We start from the raw sequence: 20,287 nt of genomic DNA on the forward strand, positions 1-20,287 counted from the left end.
AACTGACCCCAAGAAGTTGGACAGTTGGAAGCTAGGGACTGAAGGCCTGAATCCGGTATTGCACCGGACTCAGGCCTTTTAGTTTTAGCTTGATGCGTTGGTGATTGTAGTAATGGATGTAGTGGTGAAGACCTTCTTGAAGCTGCGCCACACTGCTGAACTTGTTGAGGTGGAAGAACTCGGACTTCAAGGTTCCGAAGAAGCTCTCCATCGCTGCGTTATCCAAGCAATTGCCCCGACGTGACATGCTTTGCACCAGGCCATGATCGGCCAGCAAGCGGCGATAGGCACGACTTTGGTACTGCCAGCCCTGGTCGGAATGCAGCAATGGTTTTTCCTCCCTGCCCAGCTTGCCTAGCGCCTTGCGCAACATGTCACCCACCATCTTCAAGCGCGGTTGCGTATTCATCTGATAGCTCACCACCTCGCCATTGAATAGATCCATGACAGGCGACAGGTATAGCTTTTTACCCAAGACGTTGAACTCTGTCACGTCCGTCACCCATTTCTGGTTAGGCTGCTCGGCCATGAACTGGCGCTGCAACACATTGGCCACGTCCGCGTGCTGCCCGGCGCGATAGGAGCGATATTTCTTGGGCCGAACCAGGGACTTCATCCCCATTACCTGCATCAGGCGCTGCACGCTCTTGTGGTTCACATGACAGCCATTGCGCTTGAGTTCAAGCGCAATACGCCGATAGCCATAGCGTCCTTTGTGAAGCTCGTAGACAGATCGGATCTGAGCCTTGAGCTCAGCGTATTTGTCGCCTCTCCTGTGCACTTGAGCCTGGTAATAGAAGGTGCTGCGCGCCAGCTTACCTGCCCGCAGCAAGTCCTTGAGGTCGTGATCTGGCCTTAGCTCAAGCACTATCCGCGCTTTTTCTGCGCAGCTTGTTTTTTCGCCTGAACCAAGGCCTCCAATTTTTTTAGGTACGCCACCTCCGCGCGCAGGTACTTCACCTCTTTGAGCAAATCTGCGTGCGAACGCGTGTCGTCCGCAGACATAACTGCTTGTGCCTGTGCGGGCTTGGCTGTGGGTGGGTTTGGCATCTTCTTGGAGCGTCCTCTTGGCCGGGGTGCAAGTGCTTGCGGCCCACCGTCGTGATATTGCAGCTCCCAGGCGCTGATGACACCCGTGCCACCCCGGATATCAAACAAGGTAATCGTCTCTCGTGCAGACAGATCATCTCGCCACATCCGCTGCAACACTGCCAGTTTGAAGTCAGCGCTGTAGCGACTGAACTTCTTGCGCAACCCTGATAGGCCATGCTGCTGGTAGCTCTTTACCCAACGTCGCACTGTCGCTTGGTCGAGACCGTGAGCATGGGCCAGTGCTCTGAACCCATGCTGCCCCTGCACGTAGCCCTGGACAACTTCCAGCTTGTAACTCTCGTCGTACTTCGCCATGAAAAACACCCCAAAGGTTGGATGGATGTCCAACTTTTGGGGTGCAGTTCAATTGCCGGCTTTTTCTTTGCCTGCGCCCTGTAAGGCCTGCCAGGTTTGCCAGGTCACACAGGCGGGCAGTTTTATTTTTTGCCACCCATGATGCTGCCCAGCACGCCGCGCAGAATCTGGTTGCCCAGCTTGGTGCCAAAGGAGCGGGCGGTGGATTTGGCCATGGACTGCACGATGCCGTCCTTCTTGCCGCCGCGCGGACCGGTGGTGCCAAACAGGATGTCGTTGATGCTGCCCATCAGGCCGCCTTCCTCTGGGGCTGCGGCACCACCTGCTGTGCCTGCACCGGCCTTGCCGCCTTGCTCTGCCGTGGCCTGTCCGGCTCGTGCCTTCAGGATCTCGTAGGCCGACTCACGGTCCACCGGCGCGTCATAGACGCCAGCGACCAGCGAATTTTTCAGCAAGGCCTGGCGCTGCTCGGTGCTGATGGGGCCGATCTGGCTGCCAGGCGGCAGCACATAGACGCGCTCGGTCACGCTGGGGCGGCCTTTTTCGTCGAGAAAGCTCACAAGCGCCTCGCCCACTGCCAGCTCGGTGATGGCCGCTTCAATGTTCAAGCCCGGGTTGGCGCGCATGGTGGTGGCGGTGGCCTTGACGGCCTTCTGGTCGCGCGGCGTGAAGGCGCGCAGCGCATGCTGCACGCGGTTGCCCAGCTGGGCGAGCACGCTGTCGGGAATATCCAGCGGGTTTTGCGTGACGAAATACACGCCCACGCCCTTGGAGCGCACCAGGCGCACGACCAGCTCAATGCGCTCTTGCAGCACCTTGGGTGCGTCATTGAACAAGAGGTGGGCTTCGTCAAAGAAAAACACCAGCTTGGGCTTGTCGGGGTCACCAATTTCCGGCAGTTTCTCGTACAGATCGGACAGCATCCACAGCAAAAAGGTGGAATACAGGCGCGGCGAATTCATCAGCTTGTCGGCCGCCAGGATGTTGATCACCCCTTGCGTGCCCACCGTTTGCATCATGTCGTCGATGTTGAGCATGGGCTCGCCAAAGAAGTTGCTGCCGCCTTGCTGCTCGACCTGCAACAGGCCGCGCTGGATGGCGCCCACGCTGGCCGAGCTGATGTTGCCGTAGTCGGTGGTGAACTGCTTGGCGTTCTCACCCACATAGGAGAGCATGGCGCGCAGGTCCTTCAGGTCCAGCAGCAGCATGCCGTTGTCATCGGCGATCTTGAAGACCAGGTTGAGCACGCCCATCTGCGTGTCGTTCAGGTCCAGCATGCGGCCCAGCAGCAGCGGGCCCATGTCCGAGATGGTGGCGCGCACCGGGTGGCCTTGCTCGCCAAACACATCCCACAAGGTGGTGGGGCAGGCCTTGGGCGTGGGCAGGTCAATACCACGGTCTTGCAAGGTGGCAGCGAGCTTGCCGCCAATCTGGCCTACCTGGCTGATGCCGGTCAAATCGCCCTTGATATCGGCCATGAACACCGGCACGCCAATGCCCGAGAATCCCTCGGCCAATGTCTGAAGGGTTACAGTCTTGCCCGTGCCGGTCGCGCCGGTGATCAGCCCGTGGCGGTTGGCGAGGCCGGGAAGTAAAAAACACTCCGTTGTGCCATTTTTGGCAACCAGTAGGGGTTCAGCCATCGTAGGTTTCCTCTCCAGCATCAAAGTCAAAAGTAAAATCGCAGTCTAGCTAGATAAAACAATAGCAAAGGAAATTCTGTGGCAGGACACAGCAAATGGGCCAATATTCAACACCGCAAGGGTCGTCAGGACGAAAAACGCGGCAAGGTATGGACCCGTATCATTCGTGAAATTATGGTCGCTGCGCGGCAGGGCGGTGCGGATTTGAGCGCCAACCCGCGCCTGCGTCTGGCGATCGACAAGGCCAAGGCGGCCAACATGCCGGCCGACAACATCAAGCGCAACATCGACAAGGCCACCGGCAACCTCGAAGGGGTGACGTACGAGGAAATCCGCTACGAAGGCTATGGCATTGGTGGCGCGGCCATCATTGTTGACACCATGACGGACAACCGCGTGCGCACGGTGGCCGATGTGCGCCATGCGTTCAGCAAGCACGGCGGCAACATGGGCACCGAAGGCTCGGTGTCCTTCCAGTTCCGCAACCTGGGGCAGCTGGTGTTCGCCCCCGGTGCCGACGAGGACAAGATCATGGAAGTGGCGCTCGATGCGGGCGCCGAGGATGTGATCACCGACGAGGAGGGCGCCGTCGAAGTGCTGACGCCCCCGTCAGAATTCGAAGCGGTGCGCAATGCGCTGGAGGCAGCGGGCTTCAAGCCCGAAGTGGCCGAGGTGACGATGCGCCCCGAAAATACCGTAGATCTGGATGAGGAAGGTGCGGCCAAGATGCAAAAATTGCTGGACGCATTGGAAGATCTGGATGATGTTCAAGATGTTTACCATAACGCGGCGCTATGAAGGTACTTGTGATTGGTGGCGGCGGCCGTGAACACGCAATGGCCTGGAAGTTGGCGCAATCGCCCAAGGTCTCCAAGGTCTATGTAGCCCCGGGTAACGCAGGCACCGCACGCGACAAGCGTCTAGAAAACCTGCCGATCACCGATGTGGTCCAACTGCGCGAATGGGCGCAGGACAACGGTGTGCAGCTGTCCGTGGTGGGCCCCGAGGCGCCTTTGGCCGCCGGCGTGGTCGACGAGTTCCGCGCGCACGGCATGAAGATCTTTGGCCCGACCAAGGCCGCTGCACAGCTGGAGAGCTCCAAGGCTTTTTCCAAGGATTTCATGGCGCGCCATGGCATCCCGACGGCGCAGTACGAGACCTTCAGCGATCCGGTGGCGGCCCATGCCTACATCGACAAGCTGGGCGCGCCCATCGTCGTCAAGGCCGACGGCCTGGCCGCCGGCAAGGGTGTGGTGGTGGCTACCACGGCCCAGGAAGCGCACGATGCCGTGGACTTCATGCTGGTGGACAACAAGTACGGCGTTGCCCATAACGACGGCGGCGCCCGTGTGGTGATCGAGGAGTTCCTCGACGGCGAAGAGGCCAGCTTCATCGTGCTGTGCGACGGCAAGAGCGTGGCGGCCATGGCGACCAGCCAGGACCACAAGCGCCTCAAAGACGGTGACCAGGGCCCCAATACCGGCGGCATGGGTGCCTACTCGCCCGCCCCGGTGGTGACGGCCGATGTGCATGCCCGCGCGATGCGCGAGATCATTCTGCCCACCATCCGTGGCATGGAAAAAGACGGCATTCCCTACACCGGCTTCTTGTACGCGGGCCTGATGATCGACAAGGCGGGGCACCCCAAGACCTTGGAGTTCAACTGCCGCATGGGTGACCCTGAGACCCAGCCGATCATGATGCGCCTCAAGAGCGATCTGGTCGATGTGATGCAGGCTGCGACCGATGGCAAGCTCGACCAGATCGAGCTGCAGTGGGACCGCCGCACGGCCCTGGGTGTGGTGATGGCCGCCCATGGCTACCCGGACGCTCCCCGCAAGGGCGATGTGATCACCGGCCTGCCCGAGGATGAAGAAGAGGTGATGGTCTTTCACGCCGGCACCACGGTGCAGGATGGCAAGCCCGTCACCAGCGGTGGCCGCGTGCTGTGCGTGACCGCCTTGGCCGACAACGTCAAGCAGGCGCAGCAGCGCGTGTATGCCGCTGCCGCCCAGGTGCATTTCGATGGCGCGCAATACCGCCATGACATCGGCTACCGCGCGGTCAAGTGACTGCCAACAAGCCCACAGTGAGCCAGGCCCGTGCTGTCCTCGTCCGTTGACCAAGTGAACGCTGGAACCCAGGCCCTGGCGGTGGCCGCCTATCTCCAGTCGCTGCAGGCCTCGATCACCGAGGCCGTTGAGGCGCTGGAGCAGGAGGCGGGCAGCGCCGTGCGCTTTCTGGCCGACGCCTGGCAAAAGGCACCTGGCGAAAAGCTGCAAGGCCAGGGTCTGACCAAGATCCTCGAAGGCGGCACGGTGTTTGAGCGCGCAGGCGTGGGTTTCTCGCAAGTGCGGGGCCCGCAGCTGCCGCCTTCGGCCACCCAGCACCGGCCGGAACTGGCAGGTGCCCCTTTCACGGCCATGGGCGTGTCCCTGGTCTTCCATCCGCGCAACCCCTATGTGCCCACGGTGCACATGAATGTGCGCATGATTGCCGCAGGCCACCCCGGCCAGCCGGCCACCTGCTGGTTTGGTGGCGGCATGGATCTGACGCCGTTCTACCCGTTTGCGCAGGATGCGCAGCATTTCCACCAGGTCTGCCACGATGCGGTAGCGCCCTTCGGTGCCGAGCTGTACCCGCGCTTCAAGCAGTGGTGTGACAGCTATTTTTTCCTCAAGCACCGCAACGAAGCGCGCGGCATCGGCGGCATCTTCTTTGATGACTTCTCCGAGCTGGGCTTTGAGGGCGGCTTTGCAATGCTGCAGTCGGTGGGCGATGCCTTTTTGAAGGCCTATGTGCCCATCGTGCAGCGCCGCAAGGACGAGGTCTATGGCGAGCGCGAGCGCGAGTTCCAGCTCTACCGGCGCGGGCGCTATGTGGAGTTCAACCTGGTCTGGGACCGGGGCACCCACTTTGGCCTGCAGTCGGGCGGGCGCACGGAATCGATCCTGCTGTCGATGCCGCCCCTGGCGAGCTGGAGCTACCAGCGCCAGGACCCAGAGGGCTCGCCCGAAGCGCGTTTGCTTGCGGACTTTTTGCAGCCGCGTGATTGGCTGTAAACACCGGCCGCCTCAGTCCGCCGGCACCACTTGTGGCAGGGCTGGCGGGGCCTGCCGTCTGCACTGCAAGGCCTTACCAGGGCGCCATTTGGCGCAGCTTGCGTATAATTGACGTTCCGCTGACCGTATTCATGCCCCATCGCAGGCTGTGCGGCAGTATCTCTTGAAGGCCTTGCCCTTTTGCCACGGCGTGTTGACGCGATCAACAATAACTGCAACACGCGCTATAGTACAAACACTTTCATCCATCACCGACTGATGACCACCGCCAAAAAATCCGAATCCACTGCCAAGAAATCTGTGCAATTGCTGCAGCGTGCCATCGTTGATGGGCTGGAAGATGTGAAAGCACAAGATATCCAGGTTTTCAATACCGAGCACCTCTCGCCGCTGTTTGAGCGCGTGATCGTCGCTGCCGGTACCTCGAACCGCCAGACCAAGGCCTTGGCTGCCAGCGTCAAGGACGCCGTCAAGGAAGCGGGCTTTCCCAAGCCACGCACCGAAGGCGAAGACAACGGCGAATGGATCATTGTCGACTGCGGCCCGGTTGTGGCCCACATCATGCAGCCGATGATCCGCCAGTACTACCGCCTCGAAGAGATGTGGGGCGACACGCCCGTGCGCGTCAAGCTGGGCGCTGCCAAGCCCAAGACCGCCAAGCCGGCCAAGGCCAAACCAGAAGCCGTTGCCGACACCGCTGCTGACAGCAAGAAGAAGCCCGCTGCACGCAAGCCTGCCGCTGCTGCCAGCGCTGCCGATGCACCAGTGAAGAAGACCGCTGCGAAGAAGCCAGCGGTCAAGAAGATCTCGGGCACCGTGGCCAAAAAGCCTGCGGCCAAGAAGACCAGCGCTGCTGCCACCGTCAAGACCGTCGTGATCAACAAGCCCAAGGCCAGCAAGCCCGCAGCCAAGTCGGCCGTCGCCAAGCCTGCAGCCAACAAGCCAGCGGCCAAGCGCGCGACCAGCAAGGCCAAGTAACACCCCCTCAACCTGCGGGTTGCAAAGAGCTGTACTGCCAAGCAGGACAGCTCTTTTTCATTGGAGATTTCGCATGAAGATTTTCATTGTTGCGGTGGGCCAGCATGTACCCGATTGGGCGCAGACCGCTTATGACGACTATGCCAAGCGCTTCCCGCCCGAGCTGAAGGTGGAGCTCAAGGCGGTCAAGACCGAGCCGCGCGGCTCCAAGACGGTGGAGACCCTGTACGCCGCCGAGCGCAAGCGCATCGAGGCGGCGATCCCGCGCGGCACACGCATTGTGGTGCTCGATGAGCGCGGCACCAACCTGACCACCAAGGCGCTGGCCCAGCGGGTCAAGGGCTGGCAGCTCGAGGGTGACGATGTGGCGCTGATCATTGGTGGCCCCGATGGGCTGGACCCCGAGTTCAAGGCTGCTGCGCATGAGCGCATTCGCCTCTCGGACATGACCTTGCCCCATGCGATGGTGCGGGTGCTGCTGATCGAGCAGCTCTACCGCGCCTGGTCGGTCAATGCCGGCCACCCCTACCACCGCGAGTAGGCCCAGAGCGCCTGCGCTCGGGTGGGCGAGGGCAGGGCAATATCCCCGCTTGCCAGCGGGATGCCGGATGCGTTATGCTGCAAAAATAATAGCTGCTTGCGCTGGATTGATGGGCACAGGCGCTTTTTTCAAATCAAGGCCTCGCTTCCCACCATGCATCCCTTCGTCTACCTGGCGTCACAGTCCCCGCGGCGCAGTCAACTGCTCGAACAGATTGGTATCGCCCACCGCTTGCTGGTGGCCCAGGACGGCGATCCCGAATCCCAGGACCCTGAAGCACTGGAGCAGGTGCTGCCGCGCGAATCGGCCACCGACTATGTGCAGCGCGTGACCGGGCTGAAGCTCGATGCCGCGTTGGCCCGGCTGCAGCGGCGCGGCTTGGACCCAGCACCGATTCTGTGCTCTGACACCACGGTGTCGCTGGGCCGGCATATTCTGGGCAAGCCCGAGACGCCGCAGCAAGCGAGCGAGATGCTGCAGGCACTCAGCGGCAAGACGCACCGGGTATTGACCGCTGTGGCCCTGCAAAGCGGGCGCAAGCGCTTGACGGCCTTGTCCGTCTCCAGCGTGCAGTTTGCGCCTATCGATGCCGCGCAGATCGAGGCGTATGTTGCCAGTGGTGAGCCCATGGGCAAGGCGGGCGCCTATGGCGTGCAGGGGCGGGCGGCAGCGTATATTGCCAAGATCAGCGGCAGTTATTCCGGCATCATGGGGCTGCCCGTGTTCGAGACGGCCCAGGTGCTGCGGGCTGCAGGGTTTGCCATTTAAGGCCCTCTAAGAATGACTTCTATGCAAAATGATATTTTGATCAATTGGGCGCCGCAGGAGACGCGCGTGGCCATCATTGAGGGTGGCGCCGTGCAGGAGCTGCACCACGAGCGCACCCTGGAGCGAGGCCTCGTAGGCAATGTTTACCTGGGCAAGATATCGCGCGTGCTGCCCGGCATGCAATCGGCCTTTATCGACATTGGTCTGGAGCGCGCCGCGTTCTTGCATGTGGCCGATGTCTGGCAGCGCCAGGAGGGTGGCCTGGCGCCGATGTTTGCGCGCAAGGGCGAGCCCCAGGTACCGATTGAAAAGCAGATCTTCGAAGGCCAGTCGATCATGGTGCAGGTCATCAAGGACCCGATCGGCACCAAGGGCGCGCGGCTGTCCACCCAGATCAGCGTGGCCGGGCGCCTGCTGGTGTTTCTGCCCCAGGACGACCATATCGGCGTCTCGCAAAAAATCCCCCAGAACGAACGTGATGCGTTGCGCGCCCGCCTGCAGGCATTGGTGGGCACGGCGCAAACCGGCGGGGGCGGCGGTTTTATCCTGCGCACCAATGGCGAGGACTCCAGCGATGAGGAACTGGCCGAGGACATCAGCTACCTGCGCAAGGTCTGGAAGCGCATCAAGGACAGCGCTGCCAAGCAAGCCGCCAAGAGCTTGTTGCACCAGGACCTGAGCCTCATGCAGCGCGTGCTGCGCGACATGGTCACGGAAAACACCCAGTCGATCCGCATCGATTCGCGCGAGCAGTTTGTGCTGCTGCAGCAGTTTGGCCAGGAGTTCATGCCCGCCGCGCTCCCCAAGCTGCAGCTCTACAAGGGCGAGCGCCCGATCTTCGACCTGTACTCGGTTGACGAGGAGATTGCCCGCGCGCTGGGCCGGCGTGTGGATCTCAAGTCGGGCGGCTACCTGATCGTGGACCAGACCGAGGCCCTGACCACGGTCGACGTGAACACCGGCGGCTATGTGGGTGCGCGCAATTTTGACGACACTATCTTCAAGACCAACCTGGAAGCGGCCCATGCCATTGCCCGGCAGCTGCGGTTGCGCAACCTGGGCGGCATCATCATCGTCGACTTCATCGACATGGTGCACGAGGACCACCAGGCGCAGGTGCTGCATGAGCTGCGCAAGCAGCTGCAGCGCGATCGCGTCAAGACCATGTGCGGCGAGTTCTCCCAGCTGGGCCTGGTAGAGATGACGCGCAAGCGCACGCGCGAGTCCCTCGCGCATATGCTTTGCACCTCGTGCCCGGTCTGCCATGGCGTCGGTGAAGTCAAGACCGTGCGCACCGTCTGCTACGACATCCTGCGCGAGATTTTGCGCGAGGCACGCCAGTTCAACCCCAAGGAGTTCCGCGTGCTCGCAGCCCCTCCGGTGATCGAGATGCTGCTGGACGAAGAGAGCCAGCACCTGGCCGGCCTGTCCGATTTCATCGGCAAGCCGATCTCGCTGCAGGCCGAAGGGCGGGATGGTTCGGACCAGTACGACATCGTGCTGCTGTAGCTCCAAGTCGGCTGCATCCACCCAGCAAAAAGCCCGGCAAGATCGGTTCTCGCCGGGCTTTTGCTATGGGACGGCTGCTTAAAGCTTGTGCAGGCGCTCCAGCGCCGCCAGCAACGTTTCATCCTTTTTGGCGTAGCAAAAGCGCACCACCTGCTGGTCAAAGCCGTCGCCATAAAAGGCGGAGAGAGGAATGGCTGCAACGCCCAGGTCCTTGACCAGTTGCTGGCAGAACTCCGCTTCGCTGGCATCGGTCACGGCCGAGATATCCACGCATTGGAAATAGGTGCCTGAGCTGGGCAGGAGCTTGAGGCGCGAGCCTTCGAGGCCGGCGCGGAACAGGTCGCGCTTCTTTTGGTAGAAGGCCGGCAGGTTCAGGTAGGGCGCGGGGTCCTTCAAATACTCGGCCAGCCCCACCTGCATGGGGGTGTTGACCGTGAAGACATTGAACTGGTGCACCTTGCGAAATTCCGCCGTCAGCGGCGCCGGTGCGGCCACGGTGGCCACCTTCCAGCCGGTCACATGGAAGGTCTTGCCAAAGCTGCTGACCACATAGGCGCGCGCGGCCAGGCCCGGGTAGCGTGATGCGCTTTCATGGCGCTCGCCGTCGAACACCATGTGCTCGTAAACCTCATCGGCCAAGAGCAGGATGCTGGTCGGGGCCAGCAGGTCTTGCAGCTGCTGCATCTCCTGCGCGGTCCAGGTGGTGCCGCTGGGGTTGTGCGGCGTGTTGATCAGCAGCAGGCGCGTCTTGGGCGTGATGGCTGCCGCGATCTTGCCAAAATCAGGGCGGAAGGTCTTGGGGGTCAGCGGCACGCGCACCGGCACGCCGCCAGCCAGCTCGATATTGGGCACATAGCTGTCATAGCAGGGGTCCAGCACGATGACTTCATCGCCGGGGCTCACGCAGCTGAGGATGACGGTGAGGATGGCCTGGGTGGCACCGGCGGTGACAGTGATTTCGCTGTTGGCGTCATAGCGCTTGCCATAGAGCGCTTCGATTTTCTGGGCCACCACCTCGCGCAAGGCTGGCACACCGGTCATTGGCGGGTACTGGTTGTGGCCGGCCTGCATGGCGCGGCTGACGCTGTCGATCAAAGCCGGATCACAGCCAAAGTCCGGGAAACCCTGGCCCAGATTGACGGCCTTGTGCTCGGTCGCGAGCGCCGACATGACGGTGAAAATGGTGGTGCCCACGTTGGGCAGGCGGCTGGGGAAGGATGGGGTCAGGGCAGAAGCGGACATGGTGGACGGGGCGGGACACAAGACCACGGCCGGCCAGCGGGGCCGCGAACCATGCATCCATCGATCAAAAATGGGGGTGAAAAGGGTTGCGGATCAGAGCTCGTAGTCAGCCACATGGCCGACCATCGCTCGGCCGATCAGATCACGGTTCAAACGGTCGCTGATCAGCTCGGCAAATTTGTAGACGAAATTGCGCATATAGGCGCCGCGCTTGAAGGCCACGCGCGCCACACTCTCGCCAAAGAGGTGACCCATGGGCCGCACGGCCAGGTCCTTGATCGGGTCATCGCGCATGGCCATCTCGGCCACGATGCCAATGCCCAGGCCCAGGCGGACATAGGTCTTGATGACGTCGGAGTCAATCGCTTCGAGCACGATCTTGGGCGTGAGCTGGCGGGCTGCCATCGCCGAATCGATCTTGCCCCGGCCGGTGAAGGAGGGGTGGTAGGTGATCAAGGGCTCGGCCGCAATGTCTTCGAGGTTGATGCGTTCCTTTTGCGCCAGCGGGTGCTGGTGCGGCATGACTAGCACGTGCTGCCATTCGTAGCAGGGCAGGGTCACCAGCTCGGGGTAGTCGGCAAGCGACTCGGTGGCCATGCCCAGGTCGGCCTGCTCATCGATCACCATGCGCGCGACTTCGGCGGGCGTGGCCTGGTGCAGGCTGACCGTCACCTTGGGGTAGTGCTCACGCAACCGCGCCACCGGGGTGGGCAGCACATAGCGCGCCTGGGTGTGGGTGGTGGCGATGGAGAGGGTGCCGCTGTCCTGCGCGCTGTACTGGTCGCCAATGCGCTTGAGGTTGCCGACCTCGCGCATGATGATCTCGATACTGCGCAGCACCTGCTGGCCCGGCTCGGTGATGCGTTTGAGGCGCTTGCCGTGGCGTGCAAAGATGTCGATGCCCAGTTCCTCTTCCAGCTCGATGATGGCCTTGGAGACGCCGGGTTGCGAGGTGTGCAATGCCTTGGCCGCCTCGGTCAGATTGAGGTTGCGGCGCGCGGCCTCTTGCACAAAGCGGAACTGATGCAGGTTCATACAATGATGCGGAATATGAATGTGCATCATTATGCTTGATTGGAATATAAAAAGCAGCCCTTAGACAGAAACCCAAGCGGCGGGGCGGAATTTTGGCACGCCGCGCTTGCCGCGCATCGCCATAGGCGTGGCGTCTAGGCCCATATAGTTCGGCGATGCGACTCGGGCCACTAGCCCTGCAGCTTGCCTTGCAGATAGCCGCCAGCCATGTCCGCCAACAGCTGGATGACCCGGGCATCCTCGCCCATCGCCGGGGCGATGCGCAGCTGCAGCTGGGGGTAGAGGGGAGCAAGCTCCTCAACGAGCGCAGGAATGTCTTCGCTGGCATGCTTGCCCACGCCAAAAAGCAGGGGCCAGATGGTGATGTGGGTCAGCTGCGGATGCGACTGCAGCAGCTGGGCCACGGCGGGGCCGAGCGGCGGCTCGCACCAGTCCAGGTAGGCGCAAGCCACAGCAGCAGCCGGTTGCGCTTGCTGCACCTGGGCGAGCAGGTGTTCGGCATTGCGGCGCCAGACGGGGTCCTTGGAGCCGTGAGACAGCAGGATGAGGCCAGTGGCAGAGGAGGGCGATGGCATGGGGCGATGGTGGTGGTCTAAGGTGGAAAGGTGTTTGCGGCTGTAAAGCTTGGAACCTTTGATCATTATCGCTTTCCCATGGATGGGCGCGATTGGCGCCCGCGCTGATACCGCATGTAGCAAAATGTACAGCTTGCGCGGCCAGGTCCGAAAAACCTGCCCATCCTGCGCAACGCTTTACACTGCCTACATATTTAGCTGTAAAAATAGTAGTTTGCTCTACCTGAAGCCAAAACCGATGATGCCGGATGTTTCCAATTTTTCGCGCCAGTCTCTGGCACCGTTTCAATCTTTGGCAACTGTCGGAAAGCTTTCCTCCCCCTGTACGTTTGGCCAGCTCGCCCGGGTTGGCGCGGTGGTCGCAGCCCTGGGCCTGCTGACTGCCTGCACGGACAAACCTGCGCCCACCGCTGCAGCGCCGCAGGCCCCGGAGGTGGGCATCATCACCGTGCAATCCGCATCGCAGCAGCTGACCGCCGAGCTGCCGGGCCGCACCAATGCCTTCATGATTGCCGAGATTCGCCCCCAGGCCAACGGCATTGTCGAAAAGCGCCTGTTCACCGAAGGTGCCTCGGTCAAGGCCGGTCAGGCGCTCTACCAGCTCGATGACCGGCCCGCGCGGGCCGCGGTCAACAGCGCCGAGGCGGCACTGGCCAAAGCCAAGGCCACGGCGCAGACGGCGCGTAGCAACGCAGCGCGCAACAGCGAGCTGGTCAAGATCGATGCCATCAGCCGCCAGGTGTTTGATGACAGCCAGGCGCTGGTCGCGCAGACCGCCTCCGATGTGGCCGTCGCCGAGGCCGCGCTGGACAATGCGCGCATCAATCTGCAGTACACCCGCATCAGCTCGCCCATCAGCGGTAAGGTCAGCACCTCGGCCGTCACGCCCGGTGCGCTGGTCACGGCCAACCAGGCGACGGCACTCACCACCGTGGTGCAGCTCGATCCGATGTATGTGGACTTCACCCAATCGAGCACCGAGATGCTGCAGCTGCAGCGCGACCTGAAGGCGGGGCGCTTTCAACGCCTCGAAGGCGACCAGATTCCGGTGCGCATCCGCCTCGATGACGGCACCGAATACAGCCATGAGGCCAAGCTCAAGTTCTCCGGCGTGATTGTCAGCGCCACCACGGGCACGGTCACCTTGCGGGCGCAGGTGCCCAACCCCGATGGCGTGCTGATGCCCAATATGTATGTGCAGGCCTTGCTGCCCACGGCCGTGGCGCCCGATGCGCTGCTCGTGCCCCAGCAATCGGTGGTGCGCGATTTGACCGGCAAGCCGACCGTCTTGGTGGTCACCGCCGAGGACAAGGTGCAAAAGCGCACCTTGCAACTGGACCGCGCTGTGGGCAGCCAGTGGCTGGTGGGCAGTGGGCTCAAGTCCGGTGAGCGCGTGGTGGTCGATGGCTTCCAGCGCGTCAAGGACGGTGACAAGGTGCGGGTGGCCGAGGTGGACCTCAAGGCACAGGCCGAGCGCGTGCGCAGCCCGGGACGCGTTCCCGGCCAGGCCGCAGCGCCGGCAGCAGCCCAGTAAGACACCCAGAACCCGAGGCTGCATCCATGGCACAGTTTTTTATCCAGCGCCCCATTTTTGCGTGGGTGATCGCCATCATCATCATGCTGGGCGGGGCCCTGTCCATCTCCAAGCTGCCGCTGGAGCAGTACCCCGAGATTGCGCCGCCACGCGTCACCATCGGCACCCAGTACACCGGTGCATCGGCCGAGACGGTGGAGAACTCCGTCACCCAGATCATCGAGCAGCAGCTCAAGGGCATTGACAACATGCTCTACATGAGCGCGACCAGCAATGCCTCTGGCCAGGCCCGCATCACCTTGACCTTTGCGCCCGGCACCAATGTGGACGTGGCCCAGGTGCAGGTGCAAAACAAGATCCAGGGGGCACTCAACCGCCTGCCCGAATCGGTCAAGAGCCGGGGCGTGTTCATCAACAAGGGCGGCCAGGATTTTCTGGTCACCTACAGCTTCTACTCGCAAGACCCGACGATGACCGAGGTCGACATTGGTGACTACATCAATGCCAGCCTGGTCGATGTGATCGGGCGCCTCGAAGGCGTGGGCGACATCAATGTGTTTGGTACGTCCTATGCCATGCGCATCTGGATGGACCCGGCCAAGATGGAGAAATTCGGCCTGATGCCGTCGGACCTGGCCAATGCGCTCAATGCGCAAAACGCCCAGGTCTCAGCCGGCCAGCTGGGCGCGCTGCCAGCGGTGAACAACCAGCAGCTCAATGCCACGATCACCGCGCGCACCAAGCTCAAGACCGTGGACCAGTTCGAGGACATCGTGCTCAAGGCTGCGACCGATGGCTCGGTGGTCACCATCAAGGATGTGGCGCGGGTGGAGCTGGGCGCGGAAAACCTGAACGTGCAGGCCAAGCTCAATGGCATGCGCGGCGCTGGCATGGGCATCATCTTGGCCGATGGCGCCAATGCGATGGCGGTGTCCGATGCCGTCGCGGCCAAGCTGGCCGAGATGAAGCCGTACTTCCCCAACCAGATCGACTACTTCGTCAGCTCGGACTCCACCCCCTTTGTGCGTGCCTCCATCCATGAGGTGGTCGCAGCGCTGGGCGAGGCCATGGTGCTGGTGGTGATCGTGATGTTCGTGTTTTTGCAGAACCTGCGCGCGACCTTGATTCCGGCCATTGCCGTGCCAGTGGTGCTGCTGGGCACGTTCGGCGTGCTGTCGATTGCCGGTTACTCGATCAATACCTTGACGATGTTTGCGATGGTGCTGGCCATCGGCTTATTGGTGGACGATGCCATTGTCGTGGTGGAAAACGTCGAGCGGGTGATGCACGAGACGGGCATGTCCGCCAAGGAGGCGACCAAGGTCTCGATGCGCGAGATCACGCCGGCGCTGGTCGGCATTGGCGTGACCTTGTCGGCGGTGTTTGTGCCGATGGCCTTTTTTGGCGGCTCCACCGGGGTGATATACCGCCAGTTCTCGATCACCATCGTCGCGGCCATGGCGCTGTCGGTGTTTGTCGCGCTGACCTTGACCCCTGCGCTGTGCGCCACCATCCTGAAGGCGCCCGCGCATGCGGGCGGCCATGAGCGGGCCATTCGCAAGGGCCTGTTTGGCATCAGCGACCGGTTCTTCCGCTGGTTCAACCGCAATTTTGACCGCACTGCCAGCCGCTACCAGGGCATCGTCGCCCGCAGCCTGCGCCGCGCCAAGCGCATGATGCTGATCTTTATCGCGGTGCTGCTGGGTGTGTGGCTGCTGATGCACAAGCTGCCCACGTCCTTCCTGCCCGATGAGGACCAGGGCTTTCTGTACGTGAACGTCAACCTGCCCTCGGGCGCGGCAGATGCGCGCCTGCAGGATGTGCTCGACGAGGTGCGCGAGTACCTGCTCCAGCAACCCGACATCATCAGCTTCAACCAGGTCTCGGGCCTCAACGGCGACCAGAGCTCGGCGCGTGGCTTCATCCGGCTCAAGCCCTGGGATGAGCGCAAGCTTCCATCGCAGTCGTCGGCAGCCATCGCCAACAAGGCCACCAAGGACCTGTCGCGCATCCGCGATGCACGCGTCTTGGTGATTCTGCCGCCGGCCGTGCGCGGCCTGGGTGCCAGCTCGGGCTTCAACTTCATGGTCAAGGACATGAACAGCATCGGCCACGATGGCCTGCTGGCCGCCAGCAACCAGGTGCTCGCCGCGATGCGTGCCAACCCCAATCTGACTGCCGTGCGCACCACCAATCTGGACGATGCGGCCGAGCTGCGCGTCGATGTGGACGACCGCAAGGCCGCAGCGCTGGGGCTGTCGTATGCCGACATCAACAGCGTGCTGTCCAGTGCGATGGGCGGCACCTATGTGAATGACTTCTTGAACAATGGCCGGGTCAAGCGCGTCTACATCATGGGTGATGCGCCGCACCGCATGCTGCCCCAGGACATCGCCAAATGGACCGTGCGCAACAAGAACGGCGAGATGGTGCCCTTTGGCGCGTTCTCGGACAGCCACTGGGCCTATGGCTCGCCCCAGCTGCTGCGCTACAACGGCAGCCCGGCCTATGAGTTTGAAGGCCGCGCGGCACCCGGTATCAGCTCGGGCGCGGCGATGCAGGAGGTCGAAGCCATCCTGGCCAAGCTGCCCGCCGGCCTGGGCTATGAATGGACCGGCGCCTCGCTGCAAGAGCGCCAGTCCGGAGCGCAGGCGCCGATGCTCTATGCGATCTCGATCCTGTTCGTGTTCCTGTGCCTGGCCGCGCTCTACGAGAGCTGGACCGTGCCGCTGTCGGTGATGCTGGCCGTGCCGCTGGGCGTGATTGGTGCACTGGCGGCGACCTATACCCGGGGCCTGACTAACGACGTGTATTTCCAGGTGGGCCTGCTCACCACGGTGGGCCTGGCGGCCAAGAATGCCATCTTGATTGTGGAGTTTGCGGTGCAATTGCAGGAGCAGGGCAAGCAGCTGTTCGACGCGACGGTCGAAGCCGTGCGCCTGCGCCTGCGCCCCATCCTGATGACCTCGCTGGCTTTTGGCTTTGGCGTGATTCCGCTGGCCATTGGCACCGGCGCCGGGGCGGGCGGGCGCAATGCCATCGGCACGGCGGTGCTGGGCGGTATGGTGGCCTCGACCGTGCTCGGCATTTTCATGGTGCCGGTCTTTTTCCTGCTGATCCGCAGCTGGTTCCGCTCCCGCAGCCGCCATGACGAGGCGCCCGCGCACCCCAGCCCCGCGCAGGAGACCGCGCCATGAGCCGTTTTGACACTTTTTCCATGACACGTGCTTATCGTTTGCCGCTGTCGCTTTTGGCAGCGGGCCTGCTGTCCGCCTGCAACCTGGCACCGCAGTACCAGCGCCCTCCAACGGCGGTGCCCGCTACGCTCGACGGCGTGGCGCAGACCTTGCCTGCCGACTTTGTCGTGGAGCCCGCTGTGGCCGATACCTTGGAGCTGCTGCCCTGGCAGCAGTGGGTGGAGAGCGCAGGCCTGCGCCAGTTGATCGAGCAGGGACTGCAGAACAACCGCGATCTGCGCGTGGCGATCGCCAATATCGAAAAGGCGCGCGCGCAATACGGTGTGCAACGCGCCGACCAACTGCCCAGCCTGAACGCCAATGCCCAAGGCAGCCGCACCCGCACCGCAGATGATCTGCGCTCGTCGACGGCGCCGTCGTCCGTGGCCAACCAGGTGAGCGTGCAGCTGGGTCTGGCCAGCTATGAGCTCGATTTTTGGGGCCGGGTGCGCAACCTGAGCGAGGCGGCCTTGCAGCAGTACCTGCTGGTCGAAGAAAACCGCCGCAGTGTGCAGCTGGGCCTGATCACCGATATCGCCAATGCCTGGGTGGCCCTGGCCAGCGACCAGCAGCGCCTGCAACTGGCGCGCGATACGCTGGCCACGCGCGAGCAGGGCTATGGACTGGTGCAGCGCATGCACCAGCTGGGCGCCACCAACGGTCTGGTGCTGGCCCAGAACCAGACGGCGGTCGAGACCGCCCGCAACGATGTGGCTGCCTACGAGTCGCAGGTGGCGCGTGATCGCAATGCGCTGCAGCTGCTGGTGGGCGGGCCGGTGTCGGGCGATATGCTGCCCCCGGCGCCCAGTGCATCGCTCAGCAGCAATGAGGTCAAGAGCGCGGGCTCGGGCCAGCTGCTCGACGGCGCAACGCCACAGGTCAAAGCGCCTGGCGTCGCCACCGCGATGACCGTGGTGCCAACCGGCCTGTCATCGCAGGTGCTGCTGGCCCGGCCCGATGTGGCCGCTGCCGAGCACAGCCTGCAGGCCCAGTACGCCAGCATTGGCGCGGCGCGTGCGGCTTTCTTCCCTACCATCAGCCTGACGGCCAATGCCGGCACTGCCAGTGATGCGCTCTCGGGCCTGTTCGATGGCCGCAACCGCGCCTGGAGCTTTGTGCCGCAGATCCGTCTGCCGATTTTTGACGGTGGCCGCAACCAGGCCAACCTCGATATTGCGCAAGCGAACCGCGATGCCGCGCTGGCCCAGTACGACAAGGCCATCCAGGTCGCTTTCCGCGAGGTGAGCGACGCGCTGGCCGATCGCGCCACGATGCAGCGGCGCCTGAACTCGCAAGTGGCTTTGGTGCAGGCGGCCAGCCGCGTGCTGCAGCTGTCGCAGGCGCGCTTCAAGGCCGGGGCCGACGACTTTCTCACCGTGCTCGATGCGCAGCGCAGCCTCTATGCGGCCCAGCAAACCCAGATCACCTTGATGCAGGCCGAGCAGGTCAACCGCATCAGCCTGTACAAGGCGCTGGGCGGGGGTATCGACAAGGTGTCGTGAGGTCGCAGGCGCTAGGACCCTCGCAAGCTCAGGTGCAAACGCAAACGCGCAATGCTGCGAGGGCAATGCGCGCTGCACTACCATGGCGGCATGACTGACACCTTGCACACGCCTGCTGACCGCATTACCTCTTCCGAGTTTGACGAATCCCAGGCGCAGGCAGTGGATGCGCTGATTGTCGGCGCCGGGCCCGTAGGCATGTTTGCCGCCTTCCAGCTGGGTTTGCAGGGCGTGCAGGCCCATCTATGCGACAGCCTGCCGCAGATGGGCGGCCAGTGCATTGCGCTCTATGCCGACAAGCCCATCTACGACATCCCCGGCATAGCGCTGTGCACCGGCCGCGAGCTGGCCGCGCAGCTGCAGCAACAGATCCAGCCCTTCCACCCCGTTTTTCATGGCCACACCCAGGTCGCGCAACTGCTGCCCCATGGCGATGGCCGTTGGCGTGTGCAGCTGCAGGCCATCGATGGGCTGCAGACCCGCTGGCTGCTGGCCCGTACCGTAGTGGTGACCGCCGGTGTTGGGGCCTTTGTGCCCAAGCAGCTGCGCCTGCCCGGGCTCGACGCCTGGTTGGGCAGCCAGGTCTTCTACCATCCCGCGTTCGATGATGCCTGGCTGGAGCCGGTACTGGCGCGCCACCCCGCGCCGCGCATTGTGATCCATGGCGGCGACGAGGCCGCCGTCGAGGCCGTGCTGACAGCGGCAGGGCATGCCGCTTTGCAAGCCGCGCAGCTGGTGCTGATGCACCGGCGCGACCAGTTCAATGCGCCTGATGCGCTGCTGCAGCGCCTGGCGCAGCTGCGTGCCAGTGGCAGGGTGGAGGTCGTCATTGGCATGCCCCAGGCTATCGATGCGGGGGAACATCTGCAGGCTATCGACTATGTCGATGCCGATGGCGCGGACCAGCGCCTGGCCTGTGACCAGCTCTGGGTGTTCCAGGGCCTCTCGCCCAAGCTCGGGCCCTTGCTCGACTGGAACCTGGCGCTTGCGAAAAAGCAGCTGCAAGTGGCGACCGATACCTTCCAGACCAACGCCGTCGGTATCTATGCCGCAGGGGATATCGTCAGCTATCCTGGCAAGCGCAAGCTGATTCTGAGCGGCTTTTACGAAGCGACGATGGCCGCGATGGCCGCCATAGAATACCTGCGCGGCGATAAACTGCTGCTGGAGTACACGACCACCAGCAAACGCCTGCATGAACGCCTGGGTGTGTCGCACCCGGACTGAGCCCCGCCTTGTTGATACGAACCCCGCC

Annotated in this window: 16 protein-coding genes; 11 read left to right on the forward strand and 5 right to left on the reverse strand. The window is 63.0% G+C overall.

All coding sequences use genetic code 11. From position 1 onward, the window contains the following. Nucleotides 1–31: 31 nt before the first annotated feature. Nucleotides 32–1,407 (reverse strand): IS3 family transposase gene (locus F0Q04_RS13410; protein WP_182345607.1). Its coding sequence is split into 2 segments (ribosomal slippage): nt 32–918 and nt 918–1,407, totalling 1,377 coding nucleotides; the frame shifts between segments, so codons are not numbered across the junction. Nucleotides 1,408–1,529: 122 nt separating this feature from the next. Beyond that, nucleotides 1,530–3,050: a helicase HerA-like C-terminal domain-containing protein gene (locus F0Q04_RS13415; protein WP_182341224.1), complete on the reverse strand. Its 1,521-nt coding sequence runs from the start codon at nt 3,048–3,050 to the stop codon at nt 1,530–1,532. Between the two features lie 78 nt (nt 3,051–3,128). Between F0Q04_RS13415 and F0Q04_RS13420 the strand changes: the two genes are divergently transcribed. The 7 genes from F0Q04_RS13420 (at nt 3,129) to rng (ending at nt 9,908) form a co-directional block, all read left to right on the forward strand. After that, nucleotides 3,129–3,848: a YebC/PmpR family DNA-binding transcriptional regulator gene (locus F0Q04_RS13420; RefSeq protein WP_116925613.1), complete on the forward strand. Its 720-nt coding sequence runs from the start codon at nt 3,129–3,131 to the stop codon at nt 3,846–3,848. Further along, nucleotides 3,845–5,122 carry a phosphoribosylamine--glycine ligase gene (gene purD, locus F0Q04_RS13425; protein WP_116925614.1) on the forward strand — a complete coding sequence of 426 codons (1,278 nt, stop codon included), beginning with the start codon at nt 3,845–3,847 and terminating at the stop codon, nt 5,120–5,122. The genes F0Q04_RS13420 and purD overlap by 4 nt, the downstream gene beginning before the upstream one ends. Before the next feature lie 54 nt (nt 5,123–5,176). Next, complete coding sequence (gene hemF / locus F0Q04_RS13430; protein WP_116925615.1) at nt 5,177–6,112, forward strand: oxygen-dependent coproporphyrinogen oxidase; 936 nt, start codon at nt 5,177–5,179, stop codon at nt 6,110–6,112. Nucleotides 6,113–6,370: 258 nt separating this feature from the next. Next, entirely contained in the window at nt 6,371–7,090 is a 720-nt protein-coding gene (rsfS, locus tag F0Q04_RS13435; protein ID WP_182341227.1) for a ribosome silencing factor, read from the forward strand. A 73-nt stretch (nt 7,091–7,163) separates the two neighbouring features. Further along, nucleotides 7,164–7,631: a 23S rRNA (pseudouridine(1915)-N(3))-methyltransferase RlmH gene (gene rlmH / locus F0Q04_RS13440; protein ID WP_116925617.1), complete on the forward strand. Its 468-nt coding sequence runs from the start codon at nt 7,164–7,166 to the stop codon at nt 7,629–7,631. Nucleotides 7,632–7,784: 153 nt separating this feature from the next. Then, complete coding sequence (locus F0Q04_RS13445) at nt 7,785–8,399, forward strand: Maf family protein (protein WP_182341230.1); 615 nt, start codon at nt 7,785–7,787, stop codon at nt 8,397–8,399. Nucleotides 8,400–8,420: 21 nt separating this feature from the next. After that, complete coding sequence (gene rng, locus F0Q04_RS13450) at nt 8,421–9,908, forward strand: ribonuclease G (RefSeq protein WP_182341233.1); 1,488 nt, start codon at nt 8,421–8,423, stop codon at nt 9,906–9,908. Nucleotides 9,909–9,986: 78 nt separating this feature from the next. On the opposite strand, the gene F0Q04_RS13455 is transcribed toward rng, so the two are convergent. From F0Q04_RS13455 to F0Q04_RS13465, 3 genes are all read right to left on the reverse strand, one after another. Continuing rightward, nucleotides 9,987–11,150 carry a pyridoxal phosphate-dependent aminotransferase gene (locus F0Q04_RS13455; protein WP_182341236.1) on the reverse strand — a complete coding sequence of 388 codons (1,164 nt, stop codon included), beginning with the start codon at nt 11,148–11,150 and terminating at the stop codon, nt 9,987–9,989. Between the two features lie 93 nt (nt 11,151–11,243). Further along, nucleotides 11,244–12,185 carry a CysB family HTH-type transcriptional regulator gene (locus F0Q04_RS13460; RefSeq protein WP_116925620.1) on the reverse strand — a complete coding sequence of 314 codons (942 nt, stop codon included), beginning with the start codon at nt 12,183–12,185 and terminating at the stop codon, nt 11,244–11,246. A 170-nt stretch (nt 12,186–12,355) separates the two neighbouring features. Next, nucleotides 12,356–12,760 (reverse strand): sirohydrochlorin chelatase, encoded by a 405-nt coding sequence (locus F0Q04_RS13465; protein WP_182341241.1) that lies wholly within the window; start codon nt 12,758–12,760, stop codon nt 12,356–12,358. Between the two features lie 238 nt (nt 12,761–12,998). Between F0Q04_RS13465 and F0Q04_RS13470 the strand changes: the two genes are divergently transcribed. From F0Q04_RS13470 to F0Q04_RS13485, 4 genes are all read left to right on the forward strand, one after another. Further along, a complete protein-coding gene (locus tag F0Q04_RS13470; RefSeq protein WP_420093960.1) occupies nt 12,999–14,294 on the forward strand; it encodes an efflux RND transporter periplasmic adaptor subunit in 1,296 nt (431 codons plus the stop codon). 26 nt (nt 14,295–14,320) lie between these two features. Continuing rightward, entirely contained in the window at nt 14,321–17,491 is a 3,171-nt protein-coding gene (locus F0Q04_RS13475; protein WP_182341244.1) for an efflux RND transporter permease subunit, read from the forward strand. A gap of 20 nt (nt 17,492–17,511) precedes the next feature. Further along, the gene (locus F0Q04_RS13480) at nt 17,512–19,032 is read left to right on the forward strand and encodes a TolC family protein (protein ID WP_182341246.1); all 1,521 of its coding nucleotides are present in this window, start codon (nt 17,512–17,514) and stop codon (nt 19,030–19,032) included. Between the two features lie 90 nt (nt 19,033–19,122). Next, nucleotides 19,123–20,259 carry an NAD(P)/FAD-dependent oxidoreductase gene (locus tag F0Q04_RS13485; protein ID WP_182341249.1) on the forward strand — a complete coding sequence of 379 codons (1,137 nt, stop codon included), beginning with the start codon at nt 19,123–19,125 and terminating at the stop codon, nt 20,257–20,259. Nucleotides 20,260–20,287: the final 28 nt, after the last annotated feature.

The organism is Comamonas koreensis (genome assembly GCF_014076495.1).
GTDB classification, from domain to species: domain Bacteria; phylum Pseudomonadota; class Gammaproteobacteria; order Burkholderiales; family Burkholderiaceae_C; genus Comamonas; species Comamonas squillarum.

What these genes read in the sequence shown, in the direction of transcription:
- F0Q04_RS13485 (WP_182341249.1), top strand. Translation starts at nt 19,123, where the DNA reads ATGACTGACACCTTGCACACGCCTGCTGACCGCATTACCTCTTCCGAG.
- F0Q04_RS13475 (WP_182341244.1), top strand. Translation starts at nt 14,321, where the DNA reads ATGGCACAGTTTTTTATCCAGCGCCCCATTTTTGCGTGGGTGATCGCC.
- F0Q04_RS13415 (WP_182341224.1), bottom strand. Translation starts at nt 3,050, where the DNA reads ATGGCTGAACCCCTACTGGTTGCCAAAAATGGCACAACGGAGTGTTTT.
- purD (WP_116925614.1), top strand. Translation starts at nt 3,845, where the DNA reads ATGAAGGTACTTGTGATTGGTGGCGGCGGCCGTGAACACGCAATGGCC.
- F0Q04_RS13460 (WP_116925620.1), bottom strand. Translation starts at nt 12,185, where the DNA reads ATGAACCTGCATCAGTTCCGCTTTGTGCAAGAGGCCGCGCGCCGCAAC.
- F0Q04_RS13465 (WP_182341241.1), bottom strand. Translation starts at nt 12,760, where the DNA reads ATGCCATCGCCCTCCTCTGCCACTGGCCTCATCCTGCTGTCTCACGGC.
- rng (WP_182341233.1), top strand. Translation starts at nt 8,421, where the DNA reads ATGCAAAATGATATTTTGATCAATTGGGCGCCGCAGGAGACGCGCGTG.
- F0Q04_RS13455 (WP_182341236.1), bottom strand. Translation starts at nt 11,150, where the DNA reads ATGTCCGCTTCTGCCCTGACCCCATCCTTCCCCAGCCGCCTGCCCAAC.
- rsfS (WP_182341227.1), top strand. Translation starts at nt 6,371, where the DNA reads ATGACCACCGCCAAAAAATCCGAATCCACTGCCAAGAAATCTGTGCAA.
- rlmH (WP_116925617.1), top strand. Translation starts at nt 7,164, where the DNA reads ATGAAGATTTTCATTGTTGCGGTGGGCCAGCATGTACCCGATTGGGCG.
- F0Q04_RS13470 (WP_420093960.1), top strand. Translation starts at nt 12,999, where the DNA reads ATGATGCCGGATGTTTCCAATTTTTCGCGCCAGTCTCTGGCACCGTTT.
- F0Q04_RS13480 (WP_182341246.1), top strand. Translation starts at nt 17,512, where the DNA reads ATGACACGTGCTTATCGTTTGCCGCTGTCGCTTTTGGCAGCGGGCCTG.
- F0Q04_RS13445 (WP_182341230.1), top strand. Translation starts at nt 7,785, where the DNA reads ATGCATCCCTTCGTCTACCTGGCGTCACAGTCCCCGCGGCGCAGTCAA.